This window comes from Roseibium sp. FZY0029 (genome assembly GCF_036350355.1).
In the GTDB taxonomy this organism is placed as follows: Bacteria; Pseudomonadota; Alphaproteobacteria; order Rhizobiales; family Stappiaceae; genus Roseibium.
In genome coordinates, this window is the sequence record NZ_JAZDVZ010000003.1 from 23,187 (window position 1) to 38,595 (window position 15,409).

General features: G+C 54.3%; 17 protein-coding genes and 1 pseudogene. 6 read left to right on the forward strand and 12 right to left on the reverse strand.

Annotated elements, in window-relative coordinates; translation table 11 throughout:
- Window positions 1–54: 54 nt before the first annotated feature.
- The 4 genes and pseudogenes from V1T76_RS08630 to V1T76_RS29040 all read right to left on the reverse strand — a co-directional run.
- Complete coding sequence (locus V1T76_RS08630; RefSeq protein ID WP_330560259.1) at window positions 55–846, reverse strand: hypothetical protein; 792 nt, start codon at window positions 844–846, stop codon at window positions 55–57.
- Window positions 847–1,180: 334 nt separating this feature from the next.
- Window positions 1,181–2,842 (reverse strand): primase-helicase family protein, encoded by a 1,662-nt coding sequence (locus V1T76_RS08635; RefSeq protein WP_330560260.1) that lies wholly within the window; start codon window positions 2,840–2,842, stop codon window positions 1,181–1,183.
- Window positions 2,839–3,780 (reverse strand): DUF7146 domain-containing protein, encoded by a 942-nt coding sequence (locus V1T76_RS08640; RefSeq protein WP_442970110.1) that lies wholly within the window; start codon window positions 3,778–3,780, stop codon window positions 2,839–2,841. Before V1T76_RS08640 ends, V1T76_RS08635 begins: the two co-directional genes overlap by 4 nt.
- Window positions 3,780–3,987 (reverse strand): annotated as a pseudogene (locus V1T76_RS29040) (CHC2 zinc finger domain-containing protein); the annotation flags it as partial. The gene V1T76_RS08640 and the pseudogene V1T76_RS29040, both read right to left, overlap by 1 nt.
- Before the next feature lie 104 nt (window positions 3,988–4,091).
- On the opposite strand from V1T76_RS29040, the gene V1T76_RS08645 reads away from it, so the two are divergent.
- Window positions 4,092–5,213 carry a pentapeptide repeat-containing protein gene (locus V1T76_RS08645; protein ID WP_330560262.1) on the forward strand — a complete coding sequence of 374 codons (1,122 nt, stop codon included), beginning with the start codon at window positions 4,092–4,094 and terminating at the stop codon, window positions 5,211–5,213.
- Between the two features lie 215 nt (window positions 5,214–5,428).
- Here V1T76_RS08645 and V1T76_RS08650 read toward each other — a convergent pair whose 3' ends face one another.
- The 4 genes from V1T76_RS08650 to V1T76_RS08670 form a co-directional block, all read right to left on the reverse strand.
- Entirely contained in the window at window positions 5,429–5,647 is a 219-nt protein-coding gene (locus V1T76_RS08650; RefSeq protein WP_330560263.1) for a hypothetical protein, read from the reverse strand.
- The gene (locus V1T76_RS08655) at window positions 5,644–6,138 is read right to left on the reverse strand and encodes a hypothetical protein (RefSeq protein WP_330560264.1); all 495 of its coding nucleotides are present in this window, start codon (window positions 6,136–6,138) and stop codon (window positions 5,644–5,646) included. The genes V1T76_RS08650 and V1T76_RS08655 overlap by 4 nt, the downstream gene beginning before the upstream one ends.
- Before the next feature lie 28 nt (window positions 6,139–6,166).
- Window positions 6,167–6,649: a hypothetical protein gene (locus V1T76_RS08660; protein ID WP_330560265.1), complete on the reverse strand. Its 483-nt coding sequence runs from the start codon at window positions 6,647–6,649 to the stop codon at window positions 6,167–6,169.
- A 509-nt stretch (window positions 6,650–7,158) separates the two neighbouring features.
- The gene (locus V1T76_RS08670; RefSeq protein ID WP_330560267.1) at window positions 7,159–7,332 is read right to left on the reverse strand and encodes a hypothetical protein; all 174 of its coding nucleotides are present in this window, start codon (window positions 7,330–7,332) and stop codon (window positions 7,159–7,161) included.
- A 284-nt stretch (window positions 7,333–7,616) separates the two neighbouring features.
- On the opposite strand from V1T76_RS08670, the gene V1T76_RS08675 reads away from it, so the two are divergent.
- Entirely contained in the window at window positions 7,617–7,814 is a 198-nt protein-coding gene (locus V1T76_RS08675; RefSeq protein ID WP_330560268.1) for a hypothetical protein, read from the forward strand.
- A gap of 113 nt (window positions 7,815–7,927) precedes the next feature.
- Here V1T76_RS08675 and V1T76_RS08680 read toward each other — a convergent pair whose 3' ends face one another.
- The 4 genes from V1T76_RS08680 to V1T76_RS08695 are packed head-to-tail and all read right to left on the reverse strand — an operon-like array spanning window position 7,928 to window position 9,941.
- Complete coding sequence (locus V1T76_RS08680) at window positions 7,928–8,821, reverse strand: IS1 family transposase (protein ID WP_330560269.1); 894 nt, start codon at window positions 8,819–8,821, stop codon at window positions 7,928–7,930.
- A gap of 43 nt (window positions 8,822–8,864) precedes the next feature.
- Window positions 8,865–9,224, reverse strand: a complete 360-nt coding sequence (locus tag V1T76_RS08685; protein ID WP_330560270.1) for a hypothetical protein — start codon at window positions 9,222–9,224, stop codon at window positions 8,865–8,867.
- On the reverse strand, window positions 9,211–9,723 hold the full coding sequence (locus tag V1T76_RS08690) for a Panacea domain-containing protein (protein WP_330560271.1): 513 nt from the start codon (window positions 9,721–9,723) through the stop codon (window positions 9,211–9,213). Before V1T76_RS08690 ends, V1T76_RS08685 begins: the two co-directional genes overlap by 14 nt.
- Window positions 9,723–9,941 carry an RNA-binding protein gene (locus V1T76_RS08695; protein WP_330560272.1) on the reverse strand — a complete coding sequence of 73 codons (219 nt, stop codon included), beginning with the start codon at window positions 9,939–9,941 and terminating at the stop codon, window positions 9,723–9,725. Before V1T76_RS08695 ends, V1T76_RS08690 begins: the two co-directional genes overlap by 1 nt.
- 965 nt (window positions 9,942–10,906) lie before the next feature.
- Between V1T76_RS08695 and V1T76_RS08700 the strand changes: the two genes are divergently transcribed.
- The 4 genes from V1T76_RS08700 to V1T76_RS08715 all read left to right on the forward strand — a co-directional run bounded on the left by V1T76_RS08700 (window position 10,907) and on the right by V1T76_RS08715 (window position 13,461).
- Window positions 10,907–11,215: a DUF2312 domain-containing protein gene (locus tag V1T76_RS08700; protein ID WP_330560273.1), complete on the forward strand. Its 309-nt coding sequence runs from the start codon at window positions 10,907–10,909 to the stop codon at window positions 11,213–11,215.
- Window positions 11,215–11,478, forward strand: a complete 264-nt coding sequence (locus tag V1T76_RS08705; RefSeq protein ID WP_330560274.1) for a hypothetical protein — start codon at window positions 11,215–11,217, stop codon at window positions 11,476–11,478. Before V1T76_RS08700 ends, V1T76_RS08705 begins: the two co-directional genes overlap by 1 nt.
- Window positions 11,475–12,101: a hypothetical protein gene (locus tag V1T76_RS08710; protein ID WP_330560275.1), complete on the forward strand. Its 627-nt coding sequence runs from the start codon at window positions 11,475–11,477 to the stop codon at window positions 12,099–12,101. The genes V1T76_RS08705 and V1T76_RS08710 overlap by 4 nt, the downstream gene beginning before the upstream one ends.
- 232 nt (window positions 12,102–12,333) lie before the next feature.
- Window positions 12,334–13,461: a tyrosine-type recombinase/integrase gene (locus V1T76_RS08715; RefSeq protein ID WP_330560276.1), complete on the forward strand. Its 1,128-nt coding sequence runs from the start codon at window positions 12,334–12,336 to the stop codon at window positions 13,459–13,461.
- The last annotated feature ends 1,948 nt before the right edge of the window (window positions 13,462–15,409 follow it).

Below are 15,409 nucleotides of genomic sequence, written 5' to 3' on the forward strand. Positions count from 1 at the left end.
CGGGGTGTGAACCTTTTTCAGTGCGGCTTTTGTATGTCAAGCGCCGTTGTCACGTCAAGAATAAAATCGCAGGTCATTCAGGATGCGGGGGCCACGCCACCCTTCTCCCTCCCAAGGGCAGGCAGTACGTGCTGAAGGTGACAACACCCAGGACATCAGCTTTTCCGCCAGTTCCTCAGTGAGAATATCGAGACACGACCGCCAGATTTGATATTCACCGCGGGCGATAATCAGTCCAGTCGGGTCAGGCTTCAGAAAAAACTTTTGGTATGCACCTACCTTGGGAGCCTTGGTGTTACGATTCCAACCGTCTTCAGTTTCACTCCGGAACTCGACAGCGTTGCCGTCCTCATCGTGCGAGTGAGTGATCCGCTTCTGATACCAGATCGGTGCGCCATTTCCGTTCCGCACCACCTCTCGCGTTGGCACCTCTCCCTCCCAATCAGGATGCCCGCCAAGGATTGCATGCTTGCGGACTATTTCTGCAGGCGTCTTGCGCTGACAACCGATGCCGAACCGGGCGGCGCTGAGCACCTGACCACATTCCGGAAAATCAGCGATTTCCGGTATCGGGTTCCAGTCTGGTGGGAAATCGATTTGAAGCTGGTCGAGATCGCAAACAGCTTCATGCACGCGCAAAGCATCATCATGCGGTTCGCCATCGATCGGGCTCAAAGTCGGAACAACGCCATATTCGTTGTCATCGATCTTTGTGAGCAACTGCATGAAACTCTCAATCGATGCCCAGGCCGAACCAACCCGGTGTGATGATGTCTCACCACCCTTCGGCAGCTCTTCGCAATAGGCCCACTTCAGCAGCTTTTCGATATCGATGCGTTTTTTCATGCCCAAGCCCCGGTTTTGCAGGATTTCAAGTGGTGGTCCATGTGGTCCATAGTGGTCCAGTTAAATAAAAGACTGTATGGACCGGCATTCTCTTTGCCCTTCAATGACTTAGCGCCATGGTCCAGATGGTCCAGGCAAACCAGCCATGGTGAGAGCAGGTGCAAAGGGGTAGATCGCCAAACGGACCTCACGCGCGCGCGGGGCGTGATTTTGTATGGACCACGTGGACCATATGGACCAACCGTTGATTTCATTGGCAAATCCCGGTCCACACTTTGACCGGTGGTCCACACAGAGGGTGGACCAAGGCTGCCGTAAAGCCGTTCTCCCCCTCTCATCCTGTCTCTCTCCATGCGGAGAGCTCGCTTTGAAAGGGCGGCAAGTCGATCTCTACGGGCCAATCGACAGCCTGCCCAACAGCCTCTTCGAAGCTTCGTCGGCACTCTTCCAGGCTCGGAAAGATATAGACCCGTTTCCGCGTACCACCGTCGCGTGGTCGCGCCTCCGGAATCCCAGGAATGAGCTTCAACAATGATTTGCCGAATTGATTCAGGTCTGCGCGCCGCTTGATCCCGACTTTGTCAGCCGAGGCGAGATATTCCTCGTAGAGGATCTGCTTGATGATGCTGCCACCTGGTTGCCAGCTGTCATCTGCCTTGAGCAACGTCCCCTCATAAAGCCGCTCGAAAAAGAACTGATCGACACTGTCCAGTGACCGCAGCTTTTGTTGCAGCAATGCCCCTGTGCGTGGGATCTGACGCAGGTTGACGGAATTCAGATCGAAAGCCAGCAGATCAGCCAGTAGCGCCTGGCGCCCGCCCTCCTCCAGTTCAGCCATCATTTCTCCGAAATAGCCGTGGTTTTCCTTGGCGTTTGGCGCGCAGTCCAACACGCAATACCGGCGCTCATCCTTGCCGGCCGGCACAACCCACTCCTCGTTGGAGGTCATCATGATGCGCACGAAGTTGTCGAGCCGGTACGGGTCAACACCTTTCGACTCGATCATCTGCGTTTTCGAGGTGATCAACCCTTTGAGACGGCCTTCCGCCACCTTGTCACCAGCCCACACCGCTTCTTCGGCCTGAAGCAACAGACACGCGCTCATGTGAGCGTTGAACTGACCGGTAATGTACCGGGGGTCATCCACCTGGAAGAAATGAGGCGCGATCAAACTGCCCATCACTTCGCCCATGATCGATTTGCCGGTTCCCATCAAACCACGGATGACAAGCGCAGTGCCCGGCCGTTCGCGAGGCCGCTGAAGCATATGGGCAAACCAGGCGAACACCCAACGAAACAGCTCGGTGTCCTCGTTGCAGATGTTGGTCAGCATATGGTCTTTCAGAACCGACCATGACCCGGCCTTTGCATCAGGCCGATAGGAAAACCCCTTCCAAAGATTGAGGTACCCGCGCGTTCCCGCCTTCCCTTCCTGGTTCGGAAAGAACTCGATGCCGTCATATTGCCGGCGGTGGCGCTCGCCTTCCCACCGCTTCGACCAGGACACAGTCTTGATCTTGCCGTCTGCCCCCATCACCTGCGTGGGCTTGTTGTTATAAAGCCGGTGGAAGGAATCCACCTGGACAACACGAACGCGGTCCTCTTCCTTGGCATGCGGCTGTTCGCGCACCATCGCAACCTTGGAGCCGATCAGGACGAGCGACCACTCCGCATTCATCTTTTCGAGGGAATAGCCCCACTCTTGCGGCACAGGAGCGTTCGACCCGGTGTCGTTGTCCGTATCCTCTTCCTGATCCGTTAGAACCTCATCGTCATCATCCGTTGTGCCGGGTTGGCTGGCGTTCTCGATCAGTGTGCGGATGTGATCGAGCCCCCTTTTCCCAGCGGTAACAGAACCGTCTGAAGGCGTTCCCCCCCTTTGGCCCTGTTCTCCCTCGACCTCGGTTTCCGTCGCTTTTTGTGCCGACAGCTCATCAAGAAGCTGTCGGTGCTTGTTGGGCTTGCCAGCGGCAGTCGTCTTTTTGTTCTCTGTCACGACGCCCCCATCAAAATATCGTTGTAGTCCTGCCCCTCAGGTGCCCAGGCGTCGAACTGCCGGCGGCCGGGCTTCGCCCACCGTGCATTCGCGCGCGCCATCACCTGTTCGGCGGTAAAGCGGTCACTGTCGCCATCACCGAGACGGACGACTTCCTCAACCTGGTCGGGAATGGTCAGCGCCCTCGGGTCATCCATATCCGGGAAAGGCCCCGGCACCTTGAGCGGCCGGCCAGCCCTGTTCTTCAGGTGCGGGTGCGCGATTGTCTCGATGGCCTTGCCACCCATGGACTGCAGATCGATGGAAACCCAATAGGCCGTCCGGCTGAAAACATCGGTTCCGTACTCGGCCAGGGCGACAGACGCAGTCGTCTCCCATCCCTCGCCCACAACCAGCCGCGTGAAGCCTTCAGGCTGCAACAGCTTTATGGAGGCGTTCCGCTTTGATCCGCGGATCTTCTTTGGCGCGATCAGTGACGGCCTTCCATCGTCGCGCGGCTCGGCATATGGGTCTTCCAGCTCAATCTTCCGCCCTGGTCGGCGCGGGTCGAAATAGGTGATGTGCACACCGGCAAACGAACCATCCAGCCCTGTTATCGGCGCAAGCATTGCCGGCCCGGAAAACAGCACGAAAAACTCCTGCCGTTTCTGTCCCGGCACAGGCCGCGAATGCCAGTATTTGAAATGCGGGTGGAACCGCAGCGGCAGAACGAACGGCAGCGGAGCCAATCCGCGCCCCCGCAGATAGCCAACACCTTCCGTACCGCCTACGCGGCCGCCATAGCCCCAAAGCTTGAGGGCCTTTTTGATTTCGTCCTGGCGGCGGGCTTCGGCAAAAGCCTCCTGCTCTCTCCGCTTGTCCTCCGCCCGCGCCTTGTCTTCGGCGATCTTTTCCGGGCTCAGCGGCTCCGCTTCCGCAGTACCGCCAAGGCGCTCCATGGCTTCAACAAAGGAAAGCCCCTCGACGTTTTGCAGGAACGTGAACTGATCGCCGGTCGCGCCGCAACCGAAACACTTGTAACGATGCTCACGGTCAACGCAGTGGAAGGATGGGCTGTTCTCCGCATGGAACGGACAGCAAGCCCAGAAGTCACCAGCGTTGGCGTTCGTCTTCGACCTGTCCCATGTTACGTGCCGGCCGATGATGGTGGAGACCGGATTGTTCGCCTTGACGCGTTCCTTCTCGGCTTCGGTATAGCGTTTCAAGGGAAGACTCCCATCTGCAACCGGGCCGTGTTATGGGCTTGACTATGTTTGACAAAGAAAAGCTTCACGAAGACTTGGCGCAAGCACAGGAACGCAGAGAACTTCAACGTGTGATAATAGAGGCCATGCTGGGATATGAAACGCTCCAGGCCTCCAAACAATCTCGTCTTCGGCGCTACGCCAATTACCTTCGCGGTTCCCCTTTGGTTGTAGGGTTGGAGGCACTCGGACTGATTGGGCTTCTTGTCGCCGTTGTGCTGTTTTATTTTGAGCTTCAGGAAAGACAGAGCCAGCGAGTTGCTCAGGCTTGGCAAATAATCACGATGTCTGCCCCTGGGAACAGCGGAAAAATCGAAAGCTTGGAATACCTGAATTCGCGCTATGGCTGCTTTTATTGGCCCGGAATCGAATTCGACAACCGCGTTAGGCACGGTGACACTCAACTCGCCCGCTTTGGGGGAACTGTTGTTGTAGCCCGCGAAGACAAAAGTTGGTCGAAGTGCTGGAAAGATAGAATTCCACTCACAAATATCGACCTCTCGATGGTCAAAGGTAAGCCGGTTTTTCTCAGGGGCGTGAACCTTAGTGGCGCGGATGTAACCGGCGCTTCGTTCCGTGGCGCTGATCTTCGTGGCGCGATTTTCGACGGTGCGCAAATTGACGGTACAGACTTCGGTTTGTCTCGTCTCGAGGGAACAACCTTTGTTAGAGCGGCCGGGAATTATGCAAACTTCGCAGGTGCGGTTGTCAAAAACGCAAACTTCAATGAAGCAAAAATGAGAAATTCTAACTTTGCTTTCGCAAAGTTGGACAGTGTCTTGATAAGAGGAGCAAATATACCTGGCGCAATATTTGAAAATGCAGAAATTGACCGAGTTTCGTTCACAAGATCGTATTGCCATGACTGCAATTTCACGAAGGCTAAGCTTGTTGGAGTAAGCTTTCGGAGTACAAATCTTGATGTAGCAAACTTTTCGGGGGCGACGCTCAACGCGATCGAAACAGATCTCAATACCGAAGCTGACACAGCGTTCTATTGGGTGGGCGCTTTCCCTGACCAAACCTACAACACGAGCACTCTCCTTCCAGTGCCTAGAAGGTTGGATGAGAAAGATGCTGAATATTTTATCGACCGGATCATCAGAACCACACCCCCGATACCCTAGAAACGACATTTGCCCGCCCAATCCGATTTCAGTACCGATCCATTGCAAGATCGGTGCAGTACCGGGCTGAATCTGCTCGTTGAAGCTCATGCCTTCAGCAATCGCGCCCGTCCGGATCTCACCGAACAATTCATCTTCAAAACGGCGAAGGATTTGAAGAAGTGCCGGGTACCGAGGGTTGAGTGTCCCCTTGGCGGCGGGTCTGTTTGGCGTGGTCACCCCATCACCTCCGGCTCTTCCGGAAACAGATGCGGATGGGTCTGAACCGCCGTCACCGCACCAAGCTCTTTCAGAACCGTCATGCGCGCCGCGATCTTCTCGTCGCCATCGTACGCCGGCTCATGGATATCCCTCGGGCCTTCAGGGTGGAACACCCACAAGACGACAGCAGCCGGATCCAGCTGCACGATTTGCTCGGCGGTCATGCTTTTCATTCCGGGTCTCCTTCGGTGCGGCCGAGCGGCGTCAGCGCGTAGGCGCGGCCGTCGCGGGTCAAGAGGTCTGCAGAAACAAGGAATTCCAGCGCCTTGCGCACCGCGGTCGGGCCGACGCGCAGATCCATTGCTGCGCCTTCGACAAAGATGCGATCGGGACCGGCCTCCAGGTCGCGCTGCGCCTGGCGCAAAAGGGTCTTTTCCAATCCAGACAGGGGCGGCATGGTGCCTACCCGCCACACAAACAGAATGTCACCGTCCTGGTCGCGCCGGGCTTTCAGCTGGCGGGCACACAAGGCGATCTCGACAATGTCCTGCGCCTCAACGAACAGAAGATCATGATGGCCTGCGATATCGACGACCCGGACACCATCCGGATGCCGCTTGGCGAGATAATCCATCGCAGTCGGGTCAATCACCCGGTTAAACTTGCGCACCAGGTTGGCCATTGGCGCGAGTAAATCGGGAAGGATGCGCGGACTCTGGTTCATGCCAACCTCTCCGCACCAGTGAAGTTACTCATTCCCGTCCCTCCACTGCTTGTGCATGCCGATCGAGAACTGCGAGCGCCTCAATGGCTGCGGAAAGTTTCGCGCGAATATCGAGGTCCTGGATCTCTTCCAGGCTGACCCGGCCGTCATCGCTCAAAGCCTTGCAGATGGATTCCGCAGCTTCAGCACCACTGCGCACCAGCGCCCCCAATTGCTGGGGCCAACAGGCATCATTCGGTCGAACGGCCTGAAGCGGCACAAACACACCACCGGCCAACCTGCACAACGTGCGGACCACTTCAGGGTTGTCCGCATCCATTGTCAGGTCCATCAACACGTCCGCTGGAACGTGATCAGTTTCATGATGCGGCGACCCATATCGAGAAAGCGCCTGCTGACCTACACGAGTTGAACCAGCGGCTTCTGACTGACCACCAGCGTCTCTTAACAGCCTTCGAAAGGCAGCCTTGATTGCCGCACGATCATGTTCCGTGGTCGGGCGAAACGTCATTGCGTAACCTCGGTGGATTTACGCGGTGACGGGTCATGTGAATTTAAGGAAACTGCTGGTGGGTAGAGATCGGGACGAATTAGGTGCCGTGAGATTCCTGTGACGGCCTCTAATTCCACTACCCGCTCTGCAGGGACACGGTTGCCGACCCATCTGGACACGGTCGATTTGCAGACGTGCATCTGCTCACTAACCAATGACAGCGTTAAATCCCGTTCTTGAAACAGGTATCGGAGTGATTTGCCTTGCATAATGACATTTGTTGCGCAACTCGCAACTCCAGTCAAGACGCTCATTTGCGCAACTCGATAACGACTTCAAATCAATCCCGTGACTTTCTAGAAGGCATGGGCAATATCACACAGATCTACCGGAGTAAGCAGCCAAGCAGGCCACACTTCATTCCTGAGTGGGCTGAAAGACGAGGCTTTAACACGCAGGCAAAGCTCATAAATGCCCTGGACGCCGATAAGAGTGTCGTATCTCGTTGGTACAATGGAAGCAGCCCGTCACGAGAGTGGCAGGACAAGCTTGCCGACCTCTTCCAATGCGAACCAGAAGCTCTCTTCCGCCACCCGGATGACGATTGGATGGCAAGATTTCTCCGCAAAAGATCCGACGAAGAAATCAAGCGCGTCAAACAAATCCTTCGCGCCGCATTCCCCGATGATGATGAAGATCAAAAGGCATCTGGATAGGAATTAGATCCATTCCTTTAGTGCGTACGTTTACAGAGCCGCCTGCGCACAACTCTCCCAGCACCTCCTACTAGACGGCTTAGCAATCAACAAATTGCAACCCCGCCCCAAGGCGCACCCACTGTATTTCCAAAAGCTATTTTTGATGCCGGCAAGACAAGCCTGAGCATTCTTGCCAATTTCCGGTAGTGTCTCAGTTTGAAATTTATCGTTTGCCAGCCACACCCTGAGGGTGTGTAATTCCTCTGTTTCTATCGGGAGGAATTGAAATGGCAGATGCTCCGATTGTTCATATTGGCGAAAATTCACCTGAGGAAGTGGCCTTAAAACTTCTCAATCACATTTCCTCTGTTGAGCACCAACCTTTATACCGCACAGAACGCAACACACCGGCAAGTCGCGAGTGGATTCTTGACACCTATGCTGAATGTTTGACGGCTGTCCGCGGCTTCCGGAAGAAGAAATAAAATCAAGAAACTCCCCCGCTACTGACAACGGATCGCCGTTCTTTGATTGAATGGCTAATTCCAAGCAGCGTAAGCGCAGGTCAATCATCTCACTCTCCATCAAAAAGCCCGGCTCACTGGCCGGGCTGGTCTTTCGATCTTTTCTTGTACGTCTTGGGCCTGTTTGGCTTCGGCGCACGCTCGTCAATCAGACCGACAATCCATTCCATATCGCGCAGCGTGTCAGTCAGGCCCGCCGCCATCGCCGGAGAAACTTTCAGGCTCTTGTGTATCCGGCAGAAATTGTAATGCACGAAGTACAGCGCCAGCGCGTGGCAATGGTTGTCGAACTTCTTCGAGAACGCATTGGTCAACCGAGTAAACCGATGCATGCTCATACGCATGGTTAGATTGTGCCGCTCAACATATGAGGTCGAGACGTGCTTTTCGTCCGGCTTGCCCGTGCGAACCGTCTTCTTGATACCCGTGCATTCTGCCAGGCTGTAGCGCGTGGTTTTGCCGGTCGGCTGGTTGCCGTACAGCTTCACCAACTGCGCATAGTCGATATCGTTCTCAAAGGCGTTGTCGATGGCGTTCAGATAAGCCTTGTGGCCGTCCGTGGTCAGTTGAACCCGGTTGTTCAAGCGTGCCGCCAGATCGCTCATGAAGTGGTTCGCAAAATCAGCATCGCGACCACCGACAAACCAATTGCAGATCAGCTTGCTATCCGCGTCGAGTGACGTCCAGGTCCAGACATCCCCAGCAAAGTCCGGCATGGTGGCCGCGTCTGCGTTCTTTTCCTTCGAGTAGCAGAACGACCAAATTTCATCGCACTGGATACGCGTGCTGTTCAGGCCCACAACCTTCTCGTCGTGGAACTCAAGGCAAGCTTCGCCAGCTTCGACGAGCAGTTTTGTTACCGTGTTGATCGATACGCCAACCACGCGGGAGATTGACCGCATGGAAGAACCCTCAACCAGCATGGCGAGGATTTGAACACGTTTCGCGATGGGTAAGACGTTTGCCATACCCTTAATTTAGTTACATATTTTCAGATATCAAGAAAAACGTTCATTTTGATTTTTTATCTCTAAATAGGTGATTTGAAACAATCACCAAAAAGCCAAAAACAGAGGCAGTTGTCGTTGTGACCACGGCTACAAAGGCGGCTGTATCTAAATGGAATTTTGGCAGGATCGGGACTTGCAATTGCATGTATGGGATCGTGACATTCGCCCCGTCTTCGATCCCTTGCGCCATAATCACAAATACCAAGAAGGCCGACCACCAGAGTGCCAGCCTTCTTGCAATCTTATCTATTCTGGTTTTTGCAGCTTCGTCGTCAAAGGGATCGGAACCGCTATACGCTCCTTCGTCCTCGAAATCTCTAAGTTCTTCGTCAAAGGTAGGAGTCGGGTCAAGATCCCGCATATTGCTGTGTTGGGAATCCTCTTTCTTGCGCCAAGTCAGCGAAATATTTCCAATCTGCATCGGTTGGAATTACCTCATTATCTTTGACGCGAAATTTTTCACGTTCAGCAATATTGCGCCATGGCGTTCCGGGCTTGTGCGTCTCATCTGACAGCACTGGACCAGATTTGCTACCATACTCCGACCAGATCCAATCCAGCAACTTTATCGTGTCTACGTCAGTCGTTGGAACTCTGTTCGGCTCGCCACCGAATGGAGATGCTGGCTCCGGTGCATCAATTGCACCACGTCCATACTTTCGGAACGCATGGTAGATCGACTTATAAACTGGTCCATATCGCCAGACTTGCGGCTTCTCTGTCAGCAGCGGCTCGCCCTTTAGCGCCAGCCACCACCCATTAGCAAAATACAAAAGCTTTTGAAGCTTCATCGGGTCGATGCGCTGATCGTGAAACTTCTCAATCAACGTGTTAGCAACTTGGATAGGAAGATAAGCCATCACTCCCACCTCGCATTTGCAGCCTTGCGTGCGATGTCGCTGCGTTCCTGGCTGGTCAGTTTTTCAGCACGAGCTTTCGCCCCGGCCTTTCCGGAACGGACACGACCAGATTTCTTTTCAATCTTGTCTTCGATTTCGCCAGTTGCGATACGCGCCACCATGACCGCATTGCCGATCACATCAGCGGGGCGCTTTTCGCCTCTCGGTCCTTTAGGCATGTTCTAGTCTCCGTTCGAATCTTTCCTCGAACGCCCCCACAGACTTATATGTGGTGACGGTACACAACAGGAACAAATTACGCAAACGATCCATTCGGAAAACGTTTCAGCAGCGTTTCACGTTCCATTGTCTAGGATCAGCAGTTTACTACGGATTTAGATATCCTGAGATCCGTATTCAAGATTGGCTAAATTTCAAACTGAGACACTACCCAATTTCCTCACACAGCCAGAAGCCCAACCAACACAACTTAAAAGCACATCTGCGATTTATTTCTATTTAACCGCACCCATAAGCGCAAAAACCCCGCTTGACAAAAGTTGCATGTTGCGCAACCTTCTACTGACTATGTTCAATTTGTCTCACTTGAGCCCAACCATGCTGGTTAGTTGCGGCCAAGTCATGAACCTAACCACATTGGGTAAGCATGCGTTGGTTTTCCCAGCCTGCGTCGGTGCTGCGAAATGGAGATCCGAATGAGCATCGAAGTTCTTGATCTTATCGCCCACGGCACCCCCTACGCAGCGACAGGGCTTTCCGGCCTTTGCATTGCCGCCGTTTTCTGGATGCAGCACCGCCAGGGCGCAAACAAGCTCCGCTCGCGGTCTTCCAATTCCCTGATTTTCGGCCAATGGCCAAATCTTTCCTGCCACGCAGACCGCAATGCCGACGCCACCTCCCCGTCGCTGCACTCGGGCAGGCCCGGCCGGAGTGTTGGCAGCCCCGCTCCGGCCGGCCCCTTTCCGTTGATCAACCGGGCACAGATCCGGACTGCACCGCCCCATTGGCGAGCCTTTGGTTCATCCCCTCAAACAGAAAGGACAGCCGAATGAAATAGCACTCACAAGGGACGGCGCCCGGACCTGACTACGTACAAATCACTTAAAGGTGCTCCGTCCTGCCAAGCAGATTTTGAAACGCTCAATCTGTTTCGCAGGACTTCCCCAAAACCAAGGAGATCGGAATGAGTGATCCAGGCGGCGTTGCCGGCGACCAGCTGTGCGCTTTTGTCGAGCGTATCGAGCGGCTCGAAGAAGAGAAGAAAGTCATTTCGGATGACATCAAAGACGTCTACGCCGAGGCCAAAGGCAACGGGTTTGACGTGAAAATCCTGCGCACGGTCGTTTCCCTGCGCAAGAAACAGCCGCACGAGCGCGAAGAGGAAGAGGCCGTTCTCGACCTCTATATGCACGCCCTCGGCATGCTTGTCCCGGATCGTGATCCGGGTGCGGGCTCTGCCTCCGAAACTACCACCGGATCCGGAGAAGGCTGATGCCTCAAGTATCCACCCTGCAAGTTGCCGATGCAAAACGTTTGTTGCCGCCGGCCGCTCACAGGGCGGAAGGGTTCCTGACCGATGCCGGCGACCTGATTGCCGAGATCGTCAACTGTGAAAAGGATCTGAAGGCCTGCCTTGAGATCCGCCCGCACGACAAAGCGGAAATCCTCCGCCTGACCGAAACCATCAAGAAACGCGCCATGACGCTGCATGGCCAGGCCGTGCAGGCCTGTCAGAACATCAAGGATGGACGATGACCCAGCATGCCAATCCCGTTTCCGCCCGCTGCATGGCAAACCCGATGCTGATGGCATCCGGCCGCGCAGTCGATCTCGCCAACCTAACGCCCGCGGATATCTTCTGGCCTGACCTGGTCGAGGCGCTTGTGAAGATGCCCCGGTTCAACGGTGCAACACCGCATGTCCACTACAGCGCCGCACAGCATTGCTGCCTAATGTATGACCGGGCGCTCGACGCGCATAAGGCCCACGCCCTCCTGTCTGATTTCCATGTCGCGTTTTCCTGCGAACCGCCCTGGCCGTTTCTGGCCTTCGCCGCAGCAAAGACAGGCTTCACAGAAGCCTTCATGGACGCGATCCGCGAGGCGAAGGGCGAGCTGACCGAGGCCATTTTCGCAGCTGCTGGCCTTCCTGAAGATGACGACGACGAGGTCACGTTCGCCAGGCTCAAGTACCTTCAGATCCTCGACAAGTCCGTGACGGCAACCGAGGTGCGCGATCTCCTGAAGGCTAGCGCCGTCATGGAAACATGGCATCTGCCGAACCCCTTCAAGGAAGTCATCAAACCTTGGGGCCTAGACGAAGCCCGCGCGCAGCTGGAACTGCGCCTTGCCTTCATCGGCATTCGGACGCGGGGCTAAGCGGCAATCCGATGCAGCCCCTGCCCGCAAGCGTTCAACAGTCTTTGGATAACCTCTTTGCCGAGGCCGGCGGACCGTTAGTCGGTCACGCTGCAGCCGCCCGGTTTCTTGGGGTGCATTCGAAGACGTTGACACGCTGGGGTGATGATGGCCAGATTTTCTACAGACTTCGCGGATCGCGGCGCGCCTATGCAATAGAAGACATTGCCGCGCATATGACAGGAAGTGCGACATGTCAGTCTTCAGGGCGCGCAAGCGTGACCGTGAAACAGGGGAATGGGTCTACACGTCCCCGTATTACCACTTCGACTTCGTCCTCACGATCGACGGGACACGTCGTCGATTTCATGGCTCAACTGGCGAAACTACAAAAAGCCGCGCGCAAAAATTCGAAGAACGGGAAAAACGGCGCGTAAGGGATCAAGGCCCGAACGACCACATGACCCTCGGCCAGGCGTGCCTGCGCTATCATGAGGAAGTCATCAAGGGTAAATCCTCCGAGGTCGACGAGCTGATCGCCATCAAACACTGCTGCCGCCTGATTGGCAGCGACCGGCGCCTGACCTCCCTCACAACTAATGACATCGCGATCGCTGTCCGAAAACGCGCGGGCGAAACCAAGGGTAAGAAGAACAAGACCCTCCTCGCGCCGGCAACCGTCAACCGCCAGATCATCGAAATCATGCGCAAGGTGCTGAAACGTGCGAAACGCGTCTGGCACGTGCGGATCGATCTCGACGCCTTCGATTGGGCCAGCATGCGGCTCAAGGAACCCAAAGAACGTGTTCGGGAATTCGTCGGCGACGAGGCAGACCGGTTCTGGGATGTTATGCGAGAGGATTATGGCCCATTCGTCTGGTTCCTTCTCTCCCGCGGTCTCCGCGTCAATGCCGCCGTCGGCATGTCAAAGGATCGCCTGGACGAACCACGCTGCCGTATTCAGATCTGGATCAAGGGCGAAGGATGGGTCTGGGTGCCAGTCACCAAGGAACAGATGTCCGTCATCGTCCAGGAAGCAAAGAAGGCCCCAGGCAAAGCAGTCTGGAGCTACGAAATGCAGCGGCACCCAAACCGCGGTAAACGCCAAGCGATCACCTACACAGGCTTTCGCCGCACTATGACCACAGCTCTGAAAGCCGCCGGTATCACCGACTTCCGCATCCACGACCTGCGCCATGACTTTGCATCCAAGCTCCTGCGTGCGACACGGGATCTCGCCTTGGTCAAGAACGCGCTGAAGCACGCGGATATTTCGTCGACGGTGCGATATGCGCATGTGTTGGATGAGGATGTTCGGGATGGGTTGGAGGCGCTGAATATCCGAGGGCTTGAGCACCTCTGGAAAGGAATACGAAATTGATCGGATTGTGTCCGTATAGCCGGAATTCAAGCTGACGCTTTTCGACTACTTTGGGAACGACTGCATACTGTTAGCTCTTGGAAATTCGCTCACCTATGTCGACGTTCGTTACGACAATTGTTGCGGTGTCTTTCGGCGAAAAGCAGACCTCTAACGGTTTGGCCGCGCTCGACCACTACTGACCCGAAACCGGTGCTAAAGTTTCTATTCGGATGCCGTTTCACTGGAAGCCCGCGCCAACGTTATTCAATTTGAGCGATAATAAGTTCCGAGTTTATTGCTCAGGCTTCGTCCAAATCGAAGTGCATTTCATCGCGCTTAAATCGCGCCTGTTGCTGGAAAGCCTGAAACAGATCTCGAGAGATAAGTCACTGCAAATTCGATTCACCGAAGAACGGAAACGCTCTAGCCAATGAGAACCCATAAGAATTATGATGAATTGGATTACCCGAGCCACGCCCGAGTGCTACCTACATGACAACAGTTCACAAAGTTACCGCAATATGGTCCAAAGTTAAAGGAAAGCGAGGCCAGCTATGATCCCAGATATCGTGCTGACATGCATTGTTTGAATTTTGAACATGAGGCGCGTAGATACCTCGCTCGCTCTCTGTATAAACGGAGCAATGACGACTATAACTTTATTTTCTCAACTGCTAACCGCCTTGATAAACGCGGTTATTTTTCGTTTCTCGTAATACCGACGTACTATCGAGAAAGGATCTCTTGCAATTATCTTCGTCAGTTGAGGACGGCTCTGAATCGCTCACCAATAAGAATTCAAGTAGTTTTTTTTGTTAATGGAAATCTAATCGACGAAACCGTTTCAGATTTTGAAGAAGCTACCTCTGCTCTTGACACGCAGATGGCAGCATGTGGGTTTGAGCCTGAGCAATACATTATCATCTCCCGAATATTCGCCTCCAGACCCGCCATTGGGCGGATCCGCGGGCTCATAAGCGATGCAATTGTTGTATCTATGTTAAGGCGACTTTCGGAATGTGGGGCTGTCCCATTCATAATATTCAATGACGCCGATACACTTGCAATCTCGCCAACGTATTTCACTAGTATCGTTTCGACAATTACTTGTAGTTCGACTTATATATCCGGTCCGGTTCGCTTCGACTCTGCGATTATAGAACCGGAGTACAAGTCGTACCAATATTGTATCCCCGAGCTGTATTTGTTCAATGTGGTTCATCGAACCATCAACAGGTTGTCGCGCCTTGGACGTATAAACTATGAAAGGCGAATCTGGCTTGAGGGCGCGAATTTCTCAGTTGCCTGCGCCGCATATTGTGCAGTCGGAGGATTCGAGTACGAAAAGGTTGCAGGAGAGGACGACGCCATAGGCCGTGCGCTGCATCGCTATAACCCAAATGCATTTCAGCCCCCAAACGTGAATGATGATGTCAAGTTTATTTACGACCCAATCCTTCAGTCGAAGTACCTCTATGACGCTTGGCTCGTTACTGATCCTCGACGAGTACTGAGCGCTATTGTTAAAGGACATTTGGGAATTGACGCATGGACGGAGGAACCGTTCGCAAGCACGAATGGTTCCGATCTTGAGTCACATTCGTTAGCTCGTCTGTATCGGCAAAATGCTGACTTGCTACAGTCGGAGGATATTCTAGCTTCAATAGACGAGCCTTCATCACCGCGATCAATTCGGATCATTGGCGCCATCTTAAAGCGGGTCTATGACTCGGGCCAGTTGGACTTTCGCGTCAGAAATCCACAGCAGCTCCAGTTATACATGCGAGCATGCGGGCTGAGGGCTACAACTGATGATCCTTCCGATTTGGATGGAAATGAATGGCGGACGTGGCCTCTTCTCCGTCGAGCATCGCAAATAGTAAAACGAATTTAGTCCTCATCGGTCAGGGGGAAATGGATGAACTACCGTATAACGGATCTTTTCTCTCCGATGTCCTCAAGAGAC

Bases quoted from the DNA above. Each gene is read 5' to 3' on its own strand.
- V1T76_RS08715 (WP_330560276.1), top strand. From the start codon at position 12,334: ATGTCAGTCTTCAGGGCGCGCAAGCGTGACCGTGAAACAGGGGAATGG.
- V1T76_RS08660 (WP_330560265.1), bottom strand. From the start codon at position 6,649: ATGACGTTTCGCCCGACCACGGAACATGATCGTGCGGCAATCAAGGCT.
- V1T76_RS08650 (WP_330560263.1), bottom strand. From the start codon at position 5,647: ATGAAAAGCATGACCGCCGAGCAAATCGTGCAGCTGGATCCGGCTGCT.
- V1T76_RS08685 (WP_330560270.1), bottom strand. From the start codon at position 9,224: ATGCGGGATCTTGACCCGACTCCTACCTTTGACGAAGAACTTAGAGAT.
- V1T76_RS08630 (WP_330560259.1), bottom strand. From the start codon at position 846: ATGAAAAAACGCATCGATATCGAAAAGCTGCTGAAGTGGGCCTATTGC.
- V1T76_RS08680 (WP_330560269.1), bottom strand. From the start codon at position 8,821: ATGGCAAACGTCTTACCCATCGCGAAACGTGTTCAAATCCTCGCCATG.
- V1T76_RS08655 (WP_330560264.1), bottom strand. From the start codon at position 6,138: ATGAACCAGAGTCCGCGCATCCTTCCCGATTTACTCGCGCCAATGGCC.
- V1T76_RS08675 (WP_330560268.1), top strand. From the start codon at position 7,617: ATGGCAGATGCTCCGATTGTTCATATTGGCGAAAATTCACCTGAGGAA.
- V1T76_RS08695 (WP_330560272.1), bottom strand. From the start codon at position 9,941: ATGCCTAAAGGACCGAGAGGCGAAAAGCGCCCCGCTGATGTGATCGGC.
- V1T76_RS08645 (WP_330560262.1), top strand. From the start codon at position 4,092: ATGTTTGACAAAGAAAAGCTTCACGAAGACTTGGCGCAAGCACAGGAA.
- V1T76_RS08640 (WP_442970110.1), bottom strand. From the start codon at position 3,780: ATGGAGCGCCTTGGCGGTACTGCGGAAGCGGAGCCGCTGAGCCCGGAA.
- V1T76_RS08710 (WP_330560275.1), top strand. From the start codon at position 11,475: ATGACCCAGCATGCCAATCCCGTTTCCGCCCGCTGCATGGCAAACCCG.
- V1T76_RS08700 (WP_330560273.1), top strand. From the start codon at position 10,907: ATGAGTGATCCAGGCGGCGTTGCCGGCGACCAGCTGTGCGCTTTTGTC.
- V1T76_RS08690 (WP_330560271.1), bottom strand. From the start codon at position 9,723: ATGGCTTATCTTCCTATCCAAGTTGCTAACACGTTGATTGAGAAGTTT.
- V1T76_RS08705 (WP_330560274.1), top strand. From the start codon at position 11,215: ATGCCTCAAGTATCCACCCTGCAAGTTGCCGATGCAAAACGTTTGTTG.